Origin of the sequence: Mucilaginibacter lappiensis (assembly GCF_900155965.1) — a bacterium.
Lineage (GTDB): Bacteria > Bacteroidota > Bacteroidia > Sphingobacteriales > Sphingobacteriaceae > Mucilaginibacter > Mucilaginibacter lappiensis.
On record NZ_FTMG01000007.1, the window covers coordinates 44,379 to 67,151 of the forward strand.

The following is a 22,773-nucleotide window of genomic DNA, read 5'->3' on the forward strand; positions in this document are numbered from 1 at the left end:
CCTTTCATTTTAACACTTTTCTGCTCGAAAAGCGGCTAAAATGGGTCAAAAACTGCTTGAAAAACCCTCATTTTAACACTTTTTAACAAATTTCAACGTGGTTTTGAGCAGTTTTTAAAACTTTAAAAAGTATTAATTTATTGATTATCAAATAACTAAATACAAAACGGTTGATTTTTAGCCTTATTTTGTCCTTAACAAAACAGCCCGGTTCTCTCTTTTGGAGGAAACCGGGCTGGTGTTTATAAAGATACGAAATTTTGAGGAGAGTTCATAGAGCGACTGTGGGAGTGGGCCGGTGATAATACTCACCAAATTCAATTATTCTTTCATCATTCAGGTTATTTTAAGGTAACTTGATCAGGTTAAAGATCATTTTATATTTAATCAATAAAACCTCCCTCCTTAAAATAAGAATGATAACCTATGAATACCTATAAAATATCATGAAAGAGCCCACCAAACCCCAGCCCGGATACAGCAAAAAAAAGCTCTGGAAGTTCCTAACGGTTTTGGGACCTGGCCTTACCACGGGTGCTGCGGATGATGATCCGTCGGGTATTGCCACGTATTCGCAAACGGGCGCTCAATTTGGTTATGGGCAATTGTGGACGGCCCTTTTTATGCTACCCTTTATGACCGCGGTTCAGGAGGCCTGCGCCAGGATAGGGCTGGTTACCGGAAAAGGGATTGCTGCGGTAGTAAAAATACACTACAATAAAACCGTACTGTACAGTGTGGTGGCTCTGGTTGTTGTTGCCAATACCATTAATATCGGTGCTGATATTGGCGCTATGGCTTCGGCTGCACAATTATTGGTACCGTTGCCCTTTGCAGCCATTACGTTGTTTTTTACCGGCACTATCCTGCTATTGGAGATATTTACCAATTATAAAGTTTATTCGCGTATACTGAAATGGCTGGCCCTGGCGCTACTCTCCTACCCTATAACCGTTTTTTTGGTACATCAACCCTGGCTTACGGTACTCAAGGCGTCAATAATTCCGCATATTGAATTTAACTTTCAGTTCCTTTTTATCATTACCGGCGTGTTGGGTACCACCATATCGCCTTATATGTTCTTTTGGGAAGCTTCACAGGAAATAGAGGACCAGGCCGAAAAACACCTAAAAAAAGGTGCTGTTGTACGACCGGTGAACCGCAGGGATATCAGCCGGATGAGGATAGATAATAATGTAGGCATGGTCATTTCAGAAATTACTACCTGGTGCATTATCCTGGTAGCAGCTACCGTATTACACGGCGGCGGTATTAAAGATGTTAAAACGGCTGCCGACGCAGCTAAGGCTTTGGAGCCTTTGGTGAAATCTTTTCCGCATGCCGGTTATCTGGCTAAGCTTATTTTTTCTATTGGAATTATTGGTTTGGGCATGCTGGCCATTCCTGTCCTTTCCGGTTCGGCGGCTTATGCGGTTGCCGAAGCATTAAGCTGGAAAGCCAGCCTGAATTTAAAATTAAACCGTGCACGTGGTTTTTATGGGGTGATCATCGTGGCTACTTTGATCGGTTTGCTGATCAATTTTATTGGTATTGATCCGGTAAAGGCACTCGTTTATGCTGCCGTATTAAATGGGGTGGCGGCAGTCCCCCTATTGTTTTTGGTAGCCCGGATAGCCCGAAACAAAGACATTATGGGTACGTTCAGAAGCGGCCCTCTATCCAATATTTTACTATGGGTAACTTTTGTGGCTATGGGAACCGCTGCTATTGCTATGTTCTTTACTTTTTAAAACTTTTAAAACAGGGGGGATTATACCAGGCGATATGCGGTTCCTTCCTCGGGGAAGTGAAGGAAGGGATTTATGGGATAAGCTTATACTGCTTACAGAAACCCCTCCCTGCCATTACGCCCCGGCAGCCGCACCCCTCCCGTGGGGAGCGAATTGAAGAATACTGCAGGTATAGCGATGATAGCATCGGCCATAGGCGGGATTTAAATTAAAGCGGGATTTATACAAATGCTCCTGACATACTGTTGTCATCAGGTACATTTATGTTTGCTTGTAAATAACAATCAAATAATACCACTATGAAATTATCATCATTAAGAATTATCACCAACGAAATAAAAAACCTGGTACCGTTTTATGAAAAAATCACTGGTTTGCCCGCCAAATGGTATACGAACGACTTTGCAGAAATAACTACAGATGGTAGTAATTTAGCTATTGCCAGTACCCGGACATTAAGCTTATTCGGGAACGACTTTGCTGAAGCCGCCAGTAACAAAAGCGTGATTATAGAATTTCGCGTGGCAGACGTTGATGATCAATATGCTAAAATTAAAGATTTACTGAATGACATCATTCAAGAGCCAACAACGATGCCCTGGGGTAATCGCTCCTTATTATTTCGCGATCCAGAGGGTAATTTAGTTAACTTTTTTACCCCTGTTTCTGCTGAAGCTGCTGAACGATTTAATTAAGTTTTGAGATCTTTTCTTACTTCCGCGGAATGTTAAACTCTTTCGCCGTCGCTCGGCTCCTGCCGCGTGACGATTATTTACAGGCCTCTGGCCTGCGATTCAAATATAACCCTGATTTTTACTGCGGCCGGAGGCCGGGCGATAGTGGTCACTCGGCTGGAGCCCAGCGACGGCAGAGGAAACTGAAAAATTCAGATATCGTGTTCGACGGATGGTGCGGAGATAACACCGACCATAAGCTGAATATTTTCTTCACACGTCATTGCGAGGTACGAAGCAAAGAGCCCCCTCTAAATCTCCCCCGGAAGGGGGGACTTTTCGAAATATTTTAAAGCCCTCCCTTCCGGGGAGGGTTGGGTGGGGCTCAATGACGCGTGGAATAGATAATCAAAAGGCCCCGTTTGGGGCCTTTTGATTTATTTTAAAATTTCGATGTGTTTGAAATTCTTGCTGAACTTAAACTCTACCGTACCATCGGTATTGATGATGAAGTCGCTGACTACTTTGCCATCGGCTAGTATTTTGCCTGGCTTAAATGGCAGACCAATGATATTGAGGTGATAGCCTTCATAACGCGGGGTATACAGACCCTCCATACTTTGGTGAATGGTCATCTGGCGGGAATTGCCGTTTACCACAAACTTTTTCTCAAGGTAAATATCCTGCTCATAAGCAAAGGTTTCGCCATAATCCTCAAACAGGAAGGAGTTCACTTCATAGTCTGAATAATAGATATTTTGTTTTACTTCTTCTATTTCATGCTCGCCCACGTATTGCATTACCGGGTATTCTGGTATTACCGAACCGGCTTTTACAAACAGCGGTATGGTTTCCAGCGGTGTGTCTACGGTTACTTCTTTGCCCCCTTCTACAATTTCGTGGCTCCAAAAATTAAACCATTTGCCTTTGGGTAAATACACGTTACGGCTGGTTTGTCCCGGCTCCATTACCGGGCAAACCAATATCTTATCGCCATATGTAAACTCATCCTGGCGGAAGTGGTTTAATTTCACATCCTGCTCATGCATTACTATCGGCCTTAATATCGGGAAACCATAACGGTGATGCTCCCAAAAGGTAGAGTAAAAGTAAGGCATCAGTTTATACCGCAACTCGATAAACTTGCGGTTGATGGCGGTAAATGGTTCCCCAAAACTCCAGGGCTCACGCTCCTTGGTATCACCCGCCGAGTGCGCGCGCATGAAAGGTGAGAAAGTCCCCATCTGGATCCAGCGGGTAAACAGTTCGCCATCTGGCTCGCCGCTAAAGCCGCCTATATCGGTACCGCAAAACGGTATGCCCGACACGGAAAGACGCTGACATTGGATATTACCTAATTTAAGGTGCTCCCAGGAAGCCACGTTATCGCCCGTCCACACAGATGAATAACGCTGTACACCCGAGTAACCCGCCCTGGTAATGGTAAAAGGGCGCTTATTTTTCATGATGCTACGCAAACCCTCATAAGTGGAGCGTACCATTTGCATGCCATATATGTTATGTGCTTTACGATGCGATCCGCGGAAACCATCGTACTGATGGCGCACATCATCGGGGAAAGTACCCGCGCCAAATACGGCGGGTTCGTTCATATCGTTCCAAACACCGGCTACGCCCATCTGTACCAGTTCGTCAAACAAACCGCCCCACCAGGTACGTACCTCTGGATTGGTAAAATCAGGAAACTGACAGCGACCCGGCCAAACGTGGCCCTCCATAAAATAATCATCACTGCGGCGGCAGAAATATCTTTTCTCCTTACCTTCCTTAAACACGGCATAGTTATCGTCAACCCGTATTCCCGGGTCAATGATCACTACGGTTTTAAACCCGTCGGCGGCCAGTTCGCTGATCATTTTTTTAGGATCAGGGAAATATTTGCGGTTCCAGGTAAAACAGCGGTAACCATCCATATAATCAATATCCAGGTACAGACCATCGCATGGAATCTTATTTTCACGGAAACCCCTGGCAATCTTTTTCACCTTGGCCTCGGGATAATAGCTCCAACGGCACTGGTGATAGCCCAGCGCCCAAAGTGGTGGCATGGGATGTGTTCCTGTTAAAATATGATAGCTTTTTACCACGTCCATCATGTGCGGACCGTGGATGTAGTAATATTGCAATTCGCCTCCATCTGCCCAGAAACTTGTTTTGGTGGTATCTTCGCCGCCAAAATCAAACTGCGCCTTAAACGTATTATCAAAGAAAATACCGTGCGCGATACCTTCATTTACACTGATGTAAAACGGAATACTGCGGTAAAGCGGATCCTGGTTCCACTGAAACGAATAAGCGTCGGTGTTCCAGTTTTTTAAGCGTTTGCCACGCAGGTTAAACTCAGTTGGTTTATCGCCCAGGCCAAAAAAGCTTTCGTCTGGATGGCAGGTTTTGGTACAGAAAACATAGTAACCGCCAAACTTCACATTCTCTTCCCAGTGCATAGGCACAGCATCGGTACTGGTTACATGACTGTTTTGATCAGAAAATGATATAAAAAAGTCCTTTTTACGGATATGACAGTTTATCGATTTAGTGGCTATCCGAAACTCAAGCTCATCTTCAAACAGGGTAAATTCTGCGGCATTATGTTCCAGTTTGGGAACCGCGTAGGAAAAATCTTCCAGGAAAACGCCATGCGGGGCAACCCTGATCCGGATGATCTCGTCAGTCACTACTACCACCTCCACTTTCGCGTCGCCATCGGTAAGGTAAAATTTATTCCCCAACTGCTCGGCATGATTAGGCGTACCGAGGTACTTCTTGATGATGGGCTTTATAGCATCAGCCGGGTTATTGAGGTGATGAAACTCCTCATCTTCTTCCTCAATTATGTGTTCCGCTTCAACTAATTTACGAGGTATCAGCTCCTCATTTGGTATATTACTTTCCATTCAAATCTATTAGGGGTCTGCTACAAATATGTATAAAGTGTACTTACTACGCAATATACGACTATTGAATTAATGAAAAATCATTAACCGTGCCATTAAATGCAATTTCTCATAAATTTAATTTAATTTTTATATCGAATTTTTATTGGCAGGGGGTAAACATGGCGGAAGAGCCCCTCCCAACCCTCCCCGGAAGGGAGGGCTTAAAATACTTCCCAAAAGTCTCCCCTTCCGGGGGAGATTTAGAGGGGGCTTTTAAAACGCCAGTAACAGCCCACCCGAGGCCAGCACTTTCACCTGCACTCCATTTCTGATATCAACGGTGTTGAATTTTACCCCGCTGAGCAGATCGGTAAATGCTGTTTTGCCGCTGATGTTTAATTTATTGAGCAGATCGTCTGGCAGTTTAACTATTATTGCACGTTCAGTCCGGTTAAAATTGGCGATCACCAGTACGCGCTGTTCGGCGGTGTAGCGCAGGTAGATGTATAATAACTGATCAAAGCCGGGTTGGTGCTCGTTGGCCATCATCAGTTCATAAAAAAGTCCGTTGCTTAATGCTTCGTTATTCTTCACACTTAGCAATAGTTTTTGATAGAAACCGCGCAGGTTTTGCTGACTTTCGGACAGGTTTACGCCATCAAATGCACCGTTATTGAGCCATTTCTGATGTTCGGGCACACCACAATAATCAAAGATAGAGGTACGTCCGTCATCTCCACTAAAACCTTGGTTACCCAAGGCAGGTTCGCCCACTTCCTGGCCTGAATAGATCATGACCGGGCCTGTGTTCATCGTTGCCGTCACAATCATACCGGGCACGGCCAGCCAGGCGTCGCCGGCAAAATAGCGGGAGGCGATGCGCTGTTCATCATGGTTTTCCATAAAGCGCAGCATATGCTGGTCGATACCATGACAATGGGTATTCCATACGTTGTTGATCTCCCAGGTACTGGCGCCATAATCGTTACGGGTTAGCCGACGGATAGCATCGTACAAACCCACCTTATCATACAGGTAATCAAAGCCGCCTCTGGAAATATAGTCGCCATATTTGTTTTTGTCGTAGGCTTCGCCGATAAATATGGTACCGGGATAGGCTGCTTTTAACTTGGGTATCACCCAGGCCCAAAATTCGGTGGGTACCATCTCCACCATATCACAGCGATAGCCATCTATGCCTTTTTTACTCCAAAAGTCTAGGATATCATAGATCTTGTTCCAGAGGGGAGGTATCGGGTCGAAATGACCGTAACGGCCGTTCATGTAATCGACCCCATAATTGAGTTTCATAGTCTCGAACCAGTCGTTGATAGACGGCCTGGCGCTGAACACATCATTGCCAGTAGCCTTAGCGGGGTTCTCGTCAAAGCGGCCGTCTTTCAAGGGGCTCTGAAACTCATCCCCACCGGGATTGTAACCCGATGGCACTACAAAAGACTGGCCGGGGATATAATAAAAATCGTTCCGGGGATCGAAAGCTTTGCTTTTATCGTCGTCCTGCCCAAAATCGCGAACATCCGCTGGCTTTACATCCGAGGCATAGGTGCGGGCCACATGGTTGGGCACCAGGTCCATGATCACTTTAAGGCCATTGTTATGGGTGCGTTGTATCAAAGCCTCGTATTCGGCTATGCGGTTGTTGACATCAACCGCCAGATCGGGCGCTACGTCATAATAATCCTTAATGGCATAAGGCGAGCCAGCTCTGCCTTTCACAATATCCGGATCGTCATTGGCAATACCATTAGCGGTATAATCGGTCATGGTGGCGTGTTCGATAACGCCGGTATACCATACATGGGTAAAACTCATGGCCTTGATTTCCTGTAGCGCTTTATCGCTGATGTTGTTCAGTTTACCAACGCCATTTTCTTCGATTGAACCGTTGACTTTATTACGTATTTGCGCATTGCCAAACAGACGGGGCAGTAATTGATATATGATGAGTTTATCCATTCTTTTAGTATCAAGTAACGAGTATCAAGTATCAAGACTTTTTACGGGATTTTGTTTGGAAATGATTGTTTATTGGTGTAAGGACGCTATTGGAACATCCGCCGACTCCGACCGTTCTTTGATCACTTTTAATATATTTTGCTGGATATCCTTCATGATCCAGGAGGCCCAGATACCCGCATAAAAATTAAATGTAGTACTTAATTTAAAGGTACTGAACAATCGCAATTTACAATGATGTGGATCTACTTGCTCTAACTGATAGGTTCCGTTAAGCACATCAAAAAAATCACCACCAACTACAATATGCTTATCCATTGTAGTTGACGGGATATCATACGGATTAGCATGAATGGTAAAAGTCATGGATTGAAGCGGTTTATAGGCGGTTACTACCTCGTCAAATACCAAACCTTTATCAAATATGGCTTTTCGTTTACCACCTACTGCTTCTTTATCCAGCTCTGCTTTAATCGGTCTTGGGAAACCTAAAAAACGAGTAAAGGCTGCGCTATCCTGTTTTTGATCAATTGCCCGTACACGGGTTACGTTCTTCCAGATCTGATCTTTAGAGGCCCGAATATCAATTTCGGTATAGGCTTGATAAGTACCGGGAATTGCTCCTATCATTTTTTCTATTGGCGCCAGAAAAAACGGCAGTAACAGTACCACATAAACAAACCCTTTATTTTTATTCCACTTTTTTAATTTAAAATGCCGGGCAGTGATACCGCCTAACCCTGCCATGATTAAAAAAATGGGCATGATCATGAGCCAGCAGGCCATGCCTTCAATTTTTAAACAAAGGGTTATGATAAAGAAAATGAATATGGGGATAAATGGTATAAAAAAGGCCGCTGCCGAATACGCTATGGTTTCGGTTTTACATAAATAAACAGTTAAAAACCCCACGCCAAATGGCAGGCCCAGCAAAAAAGTAACCGTCATTACGCTGTAAAGCCCGTGCAGCCCCAGAGCAAATAAGCCTCTCATGATTAAAGCAAAAGCAACCGCGGCGATAACAGCCAGGATGATACGCTGTGTTTTATTCATTTTAATGGATATTAACCTTTATTTCTGCATTAGCGGTAATGGTTTGCTCCCTACCATAAACCACCACCGTAGTTGATTTATCCGAAGTATTTTTAATCTGCACGCCATCCTTACTTACTTTAACATTCAGCAATGCTCCACAAAAACCGATATGAAAGGAAAACGACGACCATTTTGCAGGGATGAAAGGCTGGAAAGACAGCTTACCATCGCGCACACGCATGCCTCCAAAACCTTCTACTACCGACATCCAGGTGCCGGCCATTGAGGTAATGTGACAGCCATCCTCGGTATCATTATTATAATCGTCCAGATCCAGACGGGCGGTGCGCAGGTAAAATTCGTAGGCCCGGGCCTCGTCGCCTAGTTTGGCAGCTAATATGGCGTGTACACAAGGCGATAAGGACGACTCATGCACGGTGCGCGGCTCATAAAAATCAAAGTTACGGCGGATGGTTTCCAGATCGTACCTGTCTTCAAAAAAATAAATTCCCTGCAACACATCAGCCTGTTTGATATAGCACGACCGCAGGATCCTGTCCCAGCTCCATTTCTGGTTCAGCGGGCGATCGGCCTTGGGCAGGTCTTTCACCAGGATCTGTTCTTTGTCCAGGTAACCATCCTGCTGCAAAAACACCTGTAGTTTTTCGTCGTAGCCGTAGTACATTTTTTCGATGATGTGCTGATACCTCGATGTTTCGGTGGCTTCGTCAAAATTTATTCTCGCTGCCAAAGCATCATATTTGGCTTTATCTGCAACTTTTACCTTTTCGATAACCTCCATAGCGTATCCCATGCACCAGGTAGCCAGCGTGCTGGTGTACCAGTTGTTGTTGATGTTGTTTTCGTATTCATTTGGCCCGGTTACGCCCAGCATTACATATTGCTCCTTAGCCTGCGACCAGCTTACCCTTTGCGACCAAAAACGGGCTATGGCTATCAGTACTTCCAAGCCATAATCGACCAGGTAGGCTTCATCGGCAGTATAACGTACATAGTTAAAAATGGCATAAGCAATAGCCCCGTTGCGGTGAATCTCCTCAAAAGTGATTTCCCATTCGTTATGGCATTCGGTGCCATCCATGGTAACCATCGGATATAAAGCTGCGCCATCCTTAAAGCCCAGTAGCGCCCCGTTCTCAATGGCTTTCCCCAATTGCTTGTAACGATACAGGAGCAAATTACGGGTTACCTTCTGATCGGCGGTGGCCAGGTAAAAGGGCACACAATAGGCTTCTGTATCCCAATAGGTAGAGCCGCCGTATTTTTCGCCCGTAAACCCTTTGGGGCCGATGTTCAGGCGATCGTCTTCACCGGTATAGGTTTGGTTGAGCTGAAATATATTAAAGCGGATAGCCTGCTGCGCGGATACATCACCCTCGATAATAATATCATTACGCTCCCATTTTTTGGCCCAGGCCGCCGCTTGTTCGGCCAGCATGGTATCAAAGCCTTTGGCGACAATGCGATTTAGGGTATCATTCAGATTAGCTACCAGATTTTCCGGCTTATGGTTTTGGGAAGATAAATTAGCTACGTACTTTATAATGCTGATGCTTCGCCCCTGTTGTGCCTGTACAGTTATAGCCGAAGCTACATATTTTTCTCTGGCGATAGCTTCTACCTGTGGTTGTATTAACTGTCCGTTTTGCAAAAGACTAAACTTCATGCCTGTGGCTACTTCGAAGCCTGTTTTTTTGGTGCGCATCAGCACGTAGCCGCCATCGGGTTGATTGGCTTTGCTTACTTCGTCCCAAAACTTTTCGTCGTAGTTGGAATCTTTGTTTACCACATCACCGTCGATGGCGGGTGTCAGGGTAATGTTACCGCTAAAATTAACGGGAGTGATGGTATATTTTATAGCTGCTGCCTCATCATCAACCATACTGCAAAAGCGGATGGCTTCTACCTCCACCGCTTTACCGTTGGCCGTTTTAGCACTGAAGTTTCTTTTTAGGTAGCCCTGTTTCATATTCAGTTCCCGGCGAAAATTGCTTACTACACAGTTGGCCAGGTCGAGTTGCTCGCCATCGAGGTTAATATCGATGATCGTCCAGTTAGCAGCGTTAAGCACTTTGGCAAAGTATTCGGGATAGCCGTTCTTCCACCAGCCTACACGGGTTTTGTCGGGATAATAAACCCCGGCCACATAATTACCCTGTAATGATTGACCGCTGTAAGCTTCCTCAAAATTAGCCCGCTGGCCCATGCGGCCATTACCCAAACTAAATATACTCTCCGATATTTGATGATGTTGCGGATCGAAGCCCTCTTCAATAATGCTCCACTCATCAGGTTTGATGTAGTTTTTCATGTGATAGTACTATGGTATTCAAGTCATTGCGTAGTAATCTCATCGTCTGTTTAAACCATGCATGTTATGAGATTGCTTCATCATTCTTCCTCGCAATGACATGAGTATTATTATAATTTATCTAAAGTCATCTCCTTAAGACCGCTCACCACCAGGTCGGCTTCGTATAGCACCTTCGGGTCGCCTATGCCAATGGCTTTCATGCCGCCTGCTTTGGCAGCCTCCACACCGGCAATGGCATCCTCAAACACCACGCAATATTGCGGTTCAATACCCAGTGCCTCTGCACCTTTTAAAAACACTTCGGGATCGGGTTTAGCCTTAGTCACTTTATTACCGTCGATAATAGCATCAAACAGGTGTACAATCTGCAATTTCTCCAAAATAGTCATGGAGTTTTTACTGGCCGACCCCAACGCGGTTTTAATACCCGCGTCGCGACAGCTTTGCACAAACTCGCGTGCTCCGGGCAGTATTTCGGCGGGCGTCATCTGGTTTATCATTTCTACATACCAGGTATTTTTCTGTGTGGCCAGTTGCTCCTGTTCGGCCTCGGTCTTAGTTATGCCGCCCCAGCCCAGTATCAGTTGTAACGATCGTACGCGGCTTACGCCTTTCAACTGTTCGTTCTGTTGCTCGGTAAAATCAAAACCCAGGGAATTGGCCAGGCGTCGCCAGGCTTTATAATGGTATATGGCTGTATCAACAATTACACCGTCGAGATCAAAAATACAAGCTTTAATGTTGTTCATTTTATACTGTGTATGTGAGCTCTAAAGTATTGTTTTTGGATTGGGGGAACAAAGATTTTTGGAGAAATGACAAAAGAAAAAATCTTTGCTCCTTGCTCCAAAAATCTCAAATCCAGTATCGGCATCAGCTTTTTATGCCTTCCCTGAGCTATGTTAATAAAAAACAACTCCTTTATTTGGATTAATTATAAATAATAATAATCTTTGTGCCCGGATATGATAACCACCATTACAACAACCACCCACTGGACAGATGTTTTTAAAACATCGGCAGGAGCCATTTACCAATGCGATGCCGAGCGTTGCTGGTATGTTGATTTTGCGGGCAAGGTTGCCAAATTCGATTACCGCTGCCTGTTAAAGCTGCGTAAAGCGGTTTATCATATCGATATTGAGCAAACTTTGCTTAACACCACCAAAGATCCTGATGTGGAGATCATTTTTATCTGCGCCTGCGATCATTGCTACGTACTTTCATTACTACAGATCATCGCTCTGAAAGAATTATTGGAAGGCACTTTTGTCATGCTGGAGTTAAATCATATCCTGCATGAACGTCTCTGTAGCATAGCCAGTTAACTATTTAGACTAATACTAAATTCATATTATTATTAAATTATAGTTATATTAACTTATAGCACTATTATTGTATCGTAATACTTGCAACACGTTAATATTACTGTTCAATTTAATAAAACTATGAAAGATCTACTCCGCATAAAAAGCCTCATTTCAACAGAAATTGAAGCGCTCTTAAATCAACAAGTAAAAAAAGAAGCCCTGTCTTCATCTATATATTTATCTATGGCTTCCTGGTGTAACCGTAACGGTTACGACTTTTCTTCTGACTACTTTTTTAAACAAGCCGAAGAAGAGAGAGTTCACCAGTTAAAATTTTATAAATATATCCTGGATATGGGCGGCAACGCTATATCACCGGAAGTTACCGGCATTAAACAGGAATATAACTCTTTCCGTGAAGTATTTGAAGAAGCTTTGGACCAGGAAATCAGTGTTACACAATCTATCAAAAACATTTATGCCCGTTGCATGAAAGAACAAGATTTTGTGACCATGGAGTTCCTGAACTGGTTCCTGAAAGAACAACGTGAAGAAGAATACAAAGCCCGTCGTGCCCTTGAGCTGTTTGAAGTTATTGGCGAAGAAGGTACCGGCAGATGGCAAATTGACAAAAACGTTGGTCAGATTACCTATAATAGCGAGGCGTAGACCCCTCCCAACCCTCCCCAAAGGAGAGGGCTATAAAAAAATGTCCTTTTGCGTTTGCAGAAGGACATTTTTATTTTCAAAAGTCTTGGGGGTTTTATATCAAATCCATCAGCTTCAATACATCTTTAGGGTGATATTCCTTCAACCAGGTATTGCCCGGTTGGATGCTGCATATGGGGGCATATTTACACCTGTCGGTACATTCCGTCTCTATTACTTCTATCTCCTCGGGTCCGTGATGATGTTTGGCATATGCTTTAGCCAGTTTAAACATATCCTTGCCACCCCTCTTGCCGCATTTGCTACCAACGCATACATACAGTACTTTGTCTGGTATCGTAAATTTCCCCATCAGGATACTTCATTTATGGTTAACATTAAAGCAACAAAGATAAAACAATAAAGTTCCACTTGCGCAGTCAGCAAATTATTGAAAGTTTTTTATATACACGGCAAGTGGCTCAAGGCCAACCTCCTTACGAAGCTTATCAACGGATTTGGGATCTTTCAGTGGAAATGGCGAAAACTTTCCGGTTTTATTATCACGGGATAGCTGCGTACCATAAATTTGCTTCTGATCTTTATTAACCAAAACTCTGTCAATAAGGTAAGCGTAGTTCCTTTTGCTGGCATTATTTTTAACCATTTGCTGCTTCATTAAAGCAAGCGCTCGCTCCTGGAAAGGTATGTCATCATCGCAATGTTGTATAATGGCCCAAAAGCTATCACTTGAGCTGCCAACCAAGTCATAACCCGGATAACCATACTTTTTGATGATAGCCTTTGCTTTCAGTTCATTGATCCGATCGGCTTCTTCCCATTTATTTTGAATAGTTTCATCGCTGTAAGCTGATTTCTCCTTCCGATACCTTTTTGTAAACTCTACACGCCAGAATTGATCGGTTTTAAACATAGAGTCGATCTGTTTTATTAACGCAGTATTCTTTTTAACAACCTGTGCCGGTGGGGTAATGGCAAAATATCCGCAGAGGAGCGCAATAATAAGCAACGTTTTGGCAAGTAATATTCTCATAGAGGCAATTAATAACTAAAGATATAGTTATTATCACGTTTATTCAAAATAAAAAATGAAAATCACCTGCACATTTAAGGTCTAAATGGTGAAATCTGGAAGCACCGTTGAAAACAAACAATTGTAAAAAAATATGCACATTTGAGAAATGTTCAAAAAGTATCATACCTGCCTTCTCCTCTGTCTGCTATTCCTTTGGGCTTGTAATCCTAAGCCTGCTAACCAATACAAAGTAGTTAAAATAAAAGATGGTGATACGATAGGCTTGCTCAGCAATGATAACCAGCAAGTTACTGTTCGCCTGGCTGAAATTGATTGCCCCGAAAAATCACAAGCCTTTGGCAAAGCGGCCAAAAAATTCACTTCCGATCTTTGTTTTGGTAAGGATGTAACCTTGATAGGCAATACCAAAGACCGTTACGGCCGTACGATTGCCCTGGTCATTTTGCCCGATGGCACCAATGTCAATTATCAGCTGGTAAAAAATGGTTTTGCCTGGCATTACAAAGCTTATTCACAAAGCGCCGAATTAGCCCAACTGGAACAAAATGCCCGCAAAAATAAGTTGGGCCTTTGGCAGGATGCCAATCCCACCCCACCCTGGGAGTATCGTAAAGAAGGCCGTTCATCCGGTTACGATAATAATCCTTATAAAAAACATTATTAGCACAAACCAAAGCTTGAGGATGTATATTAAAACATTAACTTTATAGCAAGTCAAGTAATTAGTATCAAGTATCAAGACTACTTTGCTTTAGGCACGCTGTCTGAAATTCCGATACTAAATTAAACCACATGTATCGATATTCAATCGGTCTTGATACTTGATACTAATTACTTGATACTAACTATGAAATTTACAAAAGCTTTTTTATCCATCGCCTTTACTCTTGTTTTGATTTGGGCACTACAAAAAAAATTCGGCCCGGCGCCGCCTCTTGGTGATTTTTTAAGTCCGGCCAATGGTTTTTGGCAAAATGCCGAAAGTAAAAATATATTACCAACCACTCATCTGATGCTTCCGGGCTTAACCGGTAAGGTGACCATTAAATATGATGAAAACCGCATCCCGCATATTTTTGCCGATAACGAACATGACCTGTATTATGCGCAGGGCTACATAACCGCTACGGAGCGCCTTTGGCAAATGGATATACAAACCCGCCAGGCCGCAGGTAGGCTGGCCGAAGTACTTGGCCCGCAATTGTTAGAGGTTGACCGTTACCATCGCCGCATGGGCATGGTTTATGGCGCCGAAAAAACGCTAAAGGCCATGATGAGCGAACCGGCGGTACGGCAAATGATATTGGCCTATACCGATGGTATTAACGCCTATATCCACCGCCTGCACCCACGCCAATATCCCATTGAATTTAAACTGCTGGATTATGCACCCGAAGACTGGAAGCCCATTAACTGTGCATTCTTACTCAAACTCATGAGCGAAACACTGGCCGGAGGCTCGAACGAGTTTGCCATGACCAATATTTTAAAACGGTTCGGTTCCAAAACCACTGCCGATCTGTTCCCGGATTATCCTATGCACGAGGATCCTATTATCCCGGTAGGTACCAAATGGGATTTTAAACCGCTGCCTATCCCCCATCCTTCAGCCAGTTTTTTGGGTCTGATGAACGATAGTGTTAAACGCGCTGTAAAAGAAGAAGGTATCGGCAGTAATAACTGGGCCGTATCGGGCAGTAAAACAGCTAATGGCTATCCTATTTTAGCCAACGACCCTCACTTAAACCTTACATTCCCATCTATATGGTACCAGATACAGCTTACGGCACCATCGGTAAATGTTTATGGCGTTTCCTTACCCGGTGCGCCTTGCGTAATACTGGGTTTTAATAATAACATTAGCTGGGGTATTACCAATGTAGATGCCGATGTGCTGGATTGGTACCAGGTAAAGTTCAGGAACAGTAAAAAAGAAGAGTATTGGTACAATAACCAATGGAACAAAACCAACAGGCGTGTAGAGGTGATCAACATCCGCGGGCAGGAACCTTTATATGATACTGTTATTTACACCCATCATGGCCCGGTTGTTTATGAAGATAAGGCAAAAAAAGGAGACGGTCCAGATTTTGTTCCTGTAGGCGACGCCTTAAGATGGATAGCCCATGATGAATCGGACGAGCTGATGACTATGTATATTTTAAACCGGGGTAAAAACTATGCCGATTACCGCAAAGCGCTTACTTATTTTAACGCCCCGGCATCCAACTTTGTATTTGCCAGCAAGGATAACGATATCGCCATCACCCCTAACGGTAAATACCCCTTAAAGTATCGTGATCAGGGTAAATTTATACTCGATGGCTCAGACCCGGTCGACGACTGGCATGGCTGGATCCCATTTGATCAAAACCCCACGGTTAAAAATCCACCGCGCGGTTTTGTAAGTTCAGCCAATCAATCATCAACAGACCCTACCTATCCGTATTATATCAATTGGTCATTTGCTCCTTATGAGCGTGGTAAACGGATAAATGACAGGCTTACTGCTATGCAAAAAGCTACGGTTGATAGCATGCGTATGCTGCAAACCGATACTTACAGCATACGTGCACAGGATATTTTACCCGCTATGTTAAAATACGTTGATGCCTCAAAACTGGATCAACCTCAGTTGGAAGCGCTCGGCATCATCAAAAGCTGGAACAAAGATTTCAGCATCAATTCAACCGGGGCTTCTATATTTAATGCCTGGTGGCTTAAAATGTACGCCATGATCTGGAGCGATGATTTTGCCGCAAAAGACTTACAGACAAACTATCCATCAGTTGACAGAACCGAGCAACTTTTATTAAAAGAGCCCAATTCCAAATGGTTTGATGATATACGCACCCCGGCAAAAGAAACCTGTGCCGATATCGTAAACAAAGCCTTTAAAACCACGGTTAGCGATCTAATTAAAGAACACGGTAAACCGGGCAAAAACTGGGAATGGGGTTCGGTTAAAAAAATGGAGATTAAGCACCTTACCCGTCAGGAAGCATTCAGCTCAGGAAATTTTGCTACAGGCGGTACAGGCTCAACCATTAACGCGTTAAACAACGGGCACGGTCCGTCATGGCGCATGGTGGTACAAATGGGGCCAACAGTAAAAGGCTACGGCATTTTACCCGGCGGCGAATCGGGCAATCCCGGCAGCTTTTTTTATGATGATATGCTAAAAATCTGGCAAAAAGGCGAATTAAAAGAACTGCTATTCCTGCAATCGCCAGATGAAACGTCTGATCGTATCAAAACAACATTAACTATAGGCAGTAAATAAGAGGCAAGAGTTTAGAATCAAGAACTAAGAGAAAACAAACTAATGCTCATCTGGGCTCTTGATTCTTAACTCTTAACTCTATAAAAAGCCCGACCATTAAAAATTTACAGATTAGCTATTTTTTGCTGATCTTGGTTCTTAATTCTTAACTCTTGATTCTATACCATATGTTATTCCTCATCATACTCATACTATCATTTGCAAGCGGTTTCTTTTTGCCCTGGTGGGTAGTGGCTATTGCGGCATTTTCGGCAGCATTTTTTATCGGCAAAACATCAGGACAGGCATTTTGGTCGGGATTCTTAGCTGTATTTATCGTGTGGATAGTATTGGCTTTGTTTAAAAGCATCCCTAACGATCATATACTGGCCAAAAAAGTGGCTGTTCTATTCCATTTACCAGGCTGGGGCTATTTGCTGGTGATCACCGGTATAATTGGTGGATTGGTGAGCGGGTTCGCAGCGCTCTCGGGCGTATTGCTGCAAAAGGCCTTCGGAAAATCTTAAACAAAAAAGCCCGGACCTTTACAGGTCCGGGCTTTTAGTTTCCATTTCGGTTACCTTAAAATGCGCTTACAGCTTCTTTAAGCACAGCAACTCCATCTTTCTCGCTTTTTGATGAAGCGAAAACTTCCTGCGAGGTCGATTTATCGCCATAAAAACTAGCGATGGCATTTTTATCAATGGCCAGGTTTGAACCATTAATAGTTATACCCGCAAATAACCCGCGGCTGCGCGAGTACGAGTAAACTTCGGCTTCCAGCTTATAATCGGTACTGGCAGAAGAGCTGCGACCAACCGGGCCTGCGGCGGCCGAAATATCCCCACCGATTGTAAAATCGCCATTTTCAACTTTGGTGAGTACACCTTTATGATGAAATACTAGGATCAAATCGACAGATTGTACACCAATCTGTAAACCAAAGCTACCGCCGGTTAAGGTTACAAATACCGGATCGCTCCATTTGCCGTTGCCCAGTTTTACCATAGCAACACCTCTACCGCGCTTACCGCCAATGCCAAAACCGGCATTGATCATTTTAGGGATAATAACAATTCCTTCAGACTGCTCCATTAATTGGTGTGGAATAGTCTCCTTCATTTTGCCAAACTCTTTTAACACGTTGGCAGCATTATGTACGCGTTCCGTTTCCTTATCGCCTGCTTTGGCCGATATCAGCACAAAAAACAAGCTTAGGATCAATGGGAACTTCAAAAATTTTAATGTTTTCATGGGGTAAAATTACAATTTGTACAATGTTATATAAGTAATAACCCCCAAAACGCATACTTGTTTACATAATTGTGCAAGCGGAAGGTCATTTGTTTTTTTGTTTGAAACAGGATTCACAGAATCAATAAAATTCCGGAGTACTTTTTAATCTAAAATTTGCACATCTGCATATTTGCACATCCGCACATCAATATTCTTATCTTTGCACGCAATGAACACACCGGATAAACAACAGGTATTTTCTATCAATAACTCCACCGATTTTGATCAGGTGGCCCTGCAAATATTTCAGCACCAGGCCAAAAACTGTAGCGTTTACCGGCAATTTATTAGAGGACTGAGAATTGATGCAGATAAGATCATTTCGGTTGAGCAGATCCCTTTTTTACCTATAGAATTTTTCAAATCGCACCGGATACTGAGTACCGATGCCCCGGTTGAACTAACCTTTACCAGTTCAGGCACCACGGGCATGATTACCAGCAGCCATTTGGTAAGCGACAAAACCTGGTATGAGGATAGTTTCCGCCGTGCGTTTCAATTGTTTTATGGCGATATCAGGGATTATACGGTACTGGCTCTGCTACCATCCTACCTGGAGCGTGAAGGCTCATCACTTATTTACATGGTTGATGACCTGATAAAACAATCAGAAAACCCAGACAGTGGTTTCTTTTTATATAATCACGACGAATTATACCAGCAGCTAAAAAAACAACAGGAAGCCAAAAAACCCACGCTTTTAATAGGGGTTACCTTTGGCCTGCTTGATTTTATCGAAACCTATCAAATCAACTTCCCAGAATTAATTGTGATGGAAACTGGTGGCATGAAAGGCCGCCGTAAAGAAATGATCCGTGAAGAACTGCATGATACGCTTTGCAAAGGCTTCGGTGTAAGTCATATACATTCAGAATACGGCATGACCGAGCTGCTGTCGCAAGCTTATTCCAAAGGCGACGGTATTTTTGAATGCCCACCCTGGATGAAAATTATCATCCGCGATACTAACGACCCCATCAGCACGTTAGCAAAGGGCAAAACGGGCGGCATCAATGTGATCGATCTGGCTAATATCAATTCCTGCTCATTCATTGCCACCCAGGACCTGGGCAAGATCAATGCCGATGGTGCATTTGAGGTTTTGGGCAGATTTGATCAATCAGACATCCGCGGATGTAATTTATTGATTGCTTAACGCTTGAGAGAAGCAGGAATTAAGAGACAAGAATCAAGATAACAATTAAGTATTGAATATATACAGCAAATTAGAAGAGATTTAAGCTAAGCATCGGTAAACGAAGCAGTTTTGTCTTTTTTCTTGACTCTTGCCTCTTGATTCTTGGCGCTTTAACAGGTATTATTATTATTTTTGCACGCAGCACAAATGCTAAAAACATGATTGAGAAATTTTTAAACGAGGAACAAGATCCTAAAGCAGTTGAAAAAGTATACTCCCGCCTGGTGGATCTGCTATCATCTGGTGAAGAGATCATTTATATAGCCGTTCAGAAAAAGCCATTGGTAAACTTATTTCCGGATTGTATTGCCATTACTAACAAACGTGTATTGTTTTTTACCCCCGCCAACCTGGGTTTATCTATCAAGTTTGTTGACTTTGTTTGGAAGGATATTGTTGACGTACATACCAAAGAAGAGATCATTGGTGCTGTATTTAGCGTAAAAACTACCAATGGTGCCGAAATGGCCGTTGATTACCTGCCCAAGATCCAGGGTCGTAAACTATACCAATACGCCCAGGAACGCAAAGAGATTGAGCGCGAGGCCCGTCGTCAGCGTGATCTGGAACAGAAACGTGCCGAATCCGGCGCTGTCCAATTTGACAGTCCCGCTACCCGTACAACTACAGCGCAACAAGCCTTTGCTGCACCAGCTCAGGTAGTTGTTGAACAGCCCGTACCAACTCCGATTGCTCCACCGGCACCAGCACCGGCCCCGGTTGTGCACGAAGTGCCAAAGCCGGACGAGCTTACCGAAAAACTAAAAAAATTAAAAACGCTGTTTGATAATGGCCTGATATCCCAGGAAGAGTACAATCACAAAAAACTCGATTTGTTGAGTGATTTATAATTATCATTAAGTCATTATAAAAAAGGGCGATAAGTAAACTTATCGCCCTTTTTGTCATTACGTCATTTTTAATGACTCAATGACGATTTATCAAATGACTCGATGACTTTTCATAATGACTAATTTAAAAGCCGGTCGTCAAAACTAAAAGATTCTTTGTTAACTATTTTGATATTCTTGGCTTCAGGGTGCAAAGGATTAAGGATGTAATTAAACTCTGCCGGTACAATGGCCGATGGCACCCGCATGGCCAGGTATTCTTGTTTTTTCAAAAACTCGTCGCCCAGTTTTCTAAGCGCTACAGGCCCCGAAACATCCTGCCAGTTATCAGGTAGCGATGCAGGATTTAGCTGTGTTATACTATAATCTGGTACATCAATTTGTGCAATGCAAAAATTTGCAGGAACAATTAAGGGATCTAAATGCACCAGTACCTCCAAAACCGCCAGCGATCTTGACGACGCCATGTAAAGCATCGACTTGCCTTCGCTGTTCCAACAGCCGCCGTACAAACGGGCACCTGTCCCGCTCAAATCATCCACATAATGGCATTTCGCAATACGATATAAAACCATCAGGCAAAAATACCATGTTCAATACGCCCCAATTCCCTAAAAACCATATCAAAGCCAGCTGAGGTATCGAGGATGGTTACTGGGGCCTCACCTTTAAATACATAACCCGGAGTTTTTACCCATATTTTAAACTTATCCATGGAGCCAAAAACTTCCTCACCACGGGTGTACAGGCGGGCAAGCTCAACGGCCTTTTCGGCGTACTCGGTTTTAATAATGGCATTATCATCATAACGTTGTAGGGTACGCTCAGAGATGTGTAATATATTGGCCAGCTCCTGTATATTGAGCGATATTTTTTTGGCTAATGAAAGTAAAACGCTTTTAGGGAACCCGTTACGCGCCAGGTTAATGATATCAAAATCGGTAGAAAATTTGACAGACCTTGCCCCCTCCAATAAATGGTAAAATGAAGGAACCGGAGCCTGAACAGCGTACGCTGCCATGGGCTCATTCAATTCATTTTTTTTGCTATCAGCTTTTGCTTTGTACGACATATATACAAATATACTTACCATTTGTCGTATTTCCAAAATTTTTAACAATAAAAAAAGCGATGAATTTAAAACTCATCGCTTCGAGGATTATTGATCTAATATCTTCTTATTCAGCAATAATTAAAAAGTAGTTCTTTTTACCTTTTTGTACTACAAGGAATTTATTATTGATCAATACATCGGCTGTATAAATATCGTCGGCAGTAGCAATTTTAACTTTGTTAATTGCCGAGCCGCCACCCTGTATCATTTTTTTGGCTTCGCCTTTTGATGGGAATATCGCTGTTTTAACGGCCAGCAGATCGCTCACATTGATACCTTGTTGTAGCTCACTTAGGGCTATGGTAAAATTAGGCACACCCGCAAACAGGCCAAGCACCTCGGTATCATTCAGTTCATTTAAAAATTCAATACCAATGGTACCGAACAAAAATTCAGATGATTTGATTGCTTTTTCGTATTCTGCCTCGCCATGTACACGTACGGTAATATCCTTAGCCAGCGCTTTTTGCAATACCCGTGTATGTGGCGCTGCATCATGCTCCACTTCCAAAGCCTCAATTACATCGCGTTTAAACAGGGTAAATATCCGGATGTACGCTTTCGCGTCGGCATCGGTAGTATTTAACCAGAACTGGTAGAATTGGTATGGCGATGTGCGCTCAGCATCCAGCCAAACCGCGCCGCTTTCGGTTTTACCAAACTTGGTACCATCGGCTTTTTTAATCAGGTTGGTGGTTAAGGCAAATGCTTCGCCGCTATCTTTACGACGGATCAGCTCGGTACCGGTAACAATATTACCCCATTGGTCGCTGCCGCCCATCTGGATGTTACAGTTATGGTGTTTCCATAAATAATAGAAATCGTAACCCTGAACCAACTGGTAAGTAAACTCCGTAAATGACATTCCGGTATCGCCTTCCAGGCGTTTCTTTACCGAGTCTTTAGCCATCATATAGTTAACCGTGATATGTTTGCCCACATCGCGGATAAAATCAAGGAAGGTAAAATTCTTGAACCAGTCGTAGTTATTCACCATCTCGGCGCTATTGGCACCGCTGTTAAAATCCAAAAAACGGGTAAGTTGGTTTTTCACCGCCTCCAGGTTATGCTGTAAAACATCCTCAGACAGCAAGTTACGCTCCTGCGATTTACCCGACGGGTCGCCAACCATACCGGTAGCACCACCAACCAAAGCATAAGGTTTATGACCGGCACGCTGAAAATGGATCAGGGTCATGATCTGGGTTAAGTGGCCAACGTGCAATGAATCAGCAGTTGGATCAAATCCTATATATCCCGAAGTCATGCCTTTATTCAGCTTTTCTTCGGTACCCGGCATTTCGGTATGCAACATACCGCGCCAGCGTAATTCTTCAACAAAGTTCATATTCAATATTTCAAAGGCTG

Annotated in this window: 20 protein-coding genes; 9 read left to right on the forward strand and 11 right to left on the reverse strand. The window is 43.4% G+C overall.

The window, feature by feature from the left end:
- Positions 1 to 446 precede the first annotated feature (446 nt).
- The gene (locus tag BW976_RS14555; RefSeq protein ID WP_076374047.1) at positions 447 to 1,751 is read left to right on the forward strand and encodes an NRAMP family divalent metal transporter; all 1,305 of its coding nucleotides are present in this window, start codon (positions 447 to 449) and stop codon (positions 1,749 to 1,751) included.
- Between the two features lie 299 nt (positions 1,752 to 2,050).
- Positions 2,051 to 2,446 (forward strand): VOC family protein, encoded by a 396-nt coding sequence (locus BW976_RS14560; RefSeq protein WP_076374048.1) that lies wholly within the window; start codon positions 2,051 to 2,053, stop codon positions 2,444 to 2,446.
- Positions 2,447 to 2,862: 416 nt separating this feature from the next.
- Here BW976_RS14560 and BW976_RS14570 read toward each other — a convergent pair whose 3' ends face one another.
- The 5 genes from BW976_RS14570 to pgmB form a co-directional block, all read right to left on the reverse strand.
- Complete coding sequence (locus BW976_RS14570) at positions 2,863 to 5,340, reverse strand: glycoside hydrolase family 31 protein (RefSeq protein WP_076374050.1); 2,478 nt, start codon at positions 5,338 to 5,340, stop codon at positions 2,863 to 2,865.
- Between the two features lie 255 nt (positions 5,341 to 5,595).
- Positions 5,596 to 7,299: an alpha-amylase family glycosyl hydrolase gene (locus BW976_RS14575; protein ID WP_076374051.1), complete on the reverse strand. Its 1,704-nt coding sequence runs from the start codon at positions 7,297 to 7,299 to the stop codon at positions 5,596 to 5,598.
- Positions 7,300 to 7,368: 69 nt separating this feature from the next.
- A complete protein-coding gene (locus BW976_RS14580; RefSeq protein ID WP_076374052.1) occupies positions 7,369 to 8,352 on the reverse strand; it encodes an SRPBCC family protein in 984 nt (327 codons plus the stop codon).
- 1 nt (position 8,353) lies between these two features.
- A complete protein-coding gene (locus BW976_RS14585; RefSeq protein WP_076374053.1) occupies positions 8,354 to 10,666 on the reverse strand; it encodes a glycoside hydrolase family 65 protein in 2,313 nt (770 codons plus the stop codon).
- 110 nt (positions 10,667 to 10,776) lie between these two features.
- Positions 10,777 to 11,418 carry a beta-phosphoglucomutase gene (gene pgmB, locus BW976_RS14590; protein ID WP_076374054.1) on the reverse strand — a complete coding sequence of 214 codons (642 nt, stop codon included), beginning with the start codon at positions 11,416 to 11,418 and terminating at the stop codon, positions 10,777 to 10,779.
- Between the two features lie 216 nt (positions 11,419 to 11,634).
- On the opposite strand from pgmB, the gene BW976_RS14595 reads away from it, so the two are divergent.
- On the forward strand, positions 11,635 to 11,997 hold the full coding sequence (locus BW976_RS14595; RefSeq protein WP_076374055.1) for a hypothetical protein: 363 nt from the start codon (positions 11,635 to 11,637) through the stop codon (positions 11,995 to 11,997).
- Positions 11,998 to 12,117: 120 nt separating this feature from the next.
- Entirely contained in the window at positions 12,118 to 12,648 is a 531-nt protein-coding gene (locus BW976_RS14600; RefSeq protein ID WP_076374056.1) for a ferritin, read from the forward strand.
- 94 nt (positions 12,649 to 12,742) lie between these two features.
- Here BW976_RS14600 and BW976_RS14605 read toward each other — a convergent pair whose 3' ends face one another.
- The gene (locus BW976_RS14605; protein ID WP_076374057.1) at positions 12,743 to 13,000 is read right to left on the reverse strand and encodes a (2Fe-2S) ferredoxin domain-containing protein; all 258 of its coding nucleotides are present in this window, start codon (positions 12,998 to 13,000) and stop codon (positions 12,743 to 12,745) included.
- 75 nt (positions 13,001 to 13,075) lie between these two features.
- Positions 13,076 to 13,681, reverse strand: coding sequence for a DUF6624 domain-containing protein (locus BW976_RS14610; RefSeq protein ID WP_076374058.1), 606 nt, complete (start codon positions 13,679 to 13,681; stop codon positions 13,076 to 13,078).
- A 148-nt stretch (positions 13,682 to 13,829) separates the two neighbouring features.
- Here BW976_RS14610 and BW976_RS14615 point away from each other — a divergent pair, with 148 nt between their 5' ends.
- The 3 genes from BW976_RS14615 (at position 13,830) to BW976_RS14625 (ending at position 17,473) form a co-directional block, all read left to right on the forward strand.
- A complete protein-coding gene (locus tag BW976_RS14615; protein WP_076374059.1) occupies positions 13,830 to 14,348 on the forward strand; it encodes a thermonuclease family protein in 519 nt (172 codons plus the stop codon).
- Positions 14,349 to 14,531: 183 nt separating this feature from the next.
- On the forward strand, positions 14,532 to 16,967 hold the full coding sequence (locus BW976_RS14620; RefSeq protein WP_076374060.1) for a penicillin acylase family protein: 2,436 nt from the start codon (positions 14,532 to 14,534) through the stop codon (positions 16,965 to 16,967).
- A gap of 167 nt (positions 16,968 to 17,134) precedes the next feature.
- Entirely contained in the window at positions 17,135 to 17,473 is a 339-nt protein-coding gene (locus BW976_RS14625; RefSeq protein ID WP_076374061.1) for a hypothetical protein, read from the forward strand.
- Positions 17,474 to 17,528: 55 nt separating this feature from the next.
- On the opposite strand, the gene BW976_RS14630 is transcribed toward BW976_RS14625, so the two are convergent.
- Entirely contained in the window at positions 17,529 to 18,200 is a 672-nt protein-coding gene (locus BW976_RS14630; RefSeq protein WP_076374062.1) for a lipid-binding SYLF domain-containing protein, read from the reverse strand.
- Positions 18,201 to 18,411: 211 nt separating this feature from the next.
- Between BW976_RS14630 and BW976_RS14635 the strand changes: the two genes are divergently transcribed.
- On the forward strand, positions 18,412 to 19,398 hold the full coding sequence (locus BW976_RS14635) for a LuxE/PaaK family acyltransferase (RefSeq protein ID WP_076374063.1): 987 nt from the start codon (positions 18,412 to 18,414) through the stop codon (positions 19,396 to 19,398).
- A 200-nt stretch (positions 19,399 to 19,598) separates the two neighbouring features.
- On the forward strand, positions 19,599 to 20,291 hold the full coding sequence (locus BW976_RS14640; protein WP_076374263.1) for a PH domain-containing protein: 693 nt from the start codon (positions 19,599 to 19,601) through the stop codon (positions 20,289 to 20,291).
- A 119-nt stretch (positions 20,292 to 20,410) separates the two neighbouring features.
- Here BW976_RS14640 and BW976_RS14645 read toward each other — a convergent pair whose 3' ends face one another.
- The 3 genes from BW976_RS14645 to tyrS form a co-directional block, all read right to left on the reverse strand.
- Positions 20,411 to 20,866, reverse strand: coding sequence for an RES family NAD+ phosphorylase (locus BW976_RS14645; RefSeq protein ID WP_076374064.1), 456 nt, complete (start codon positions 20,864 to 20,866; stop codon positions 20,411 to 20,413).
- A complete protein-coding gene (gene parS / locus BW976_RS14650; protein ID WP_076374264.1) occupies positions 20,866 to 21,363 on the reverse strand; it encodes a type II RES/Xre toxin-antitoxin system antitoxin in 498 nt (165 codons plus the stop codon). Before parS ends, BW976_RS14645 begins: the two co-directional genes overlap by 1 nt.
- 106 nt (positions 21,364 to 21,469) lie before the next feature.
- Positions 21,470 to 22,753, reverse strand: coding sequence for a tyrosine--tRNA ligase (gene tyrS / locus BW976_RS14655; RefSeq protein ID WP_076374065.1), 1,284 nt, complete (start codon positions 22,751 to 22,753; stop codon positions 21,470 to 21,472).
- Positions 22,754 to 22,773 lie beyond the last annotated feature (20 nt).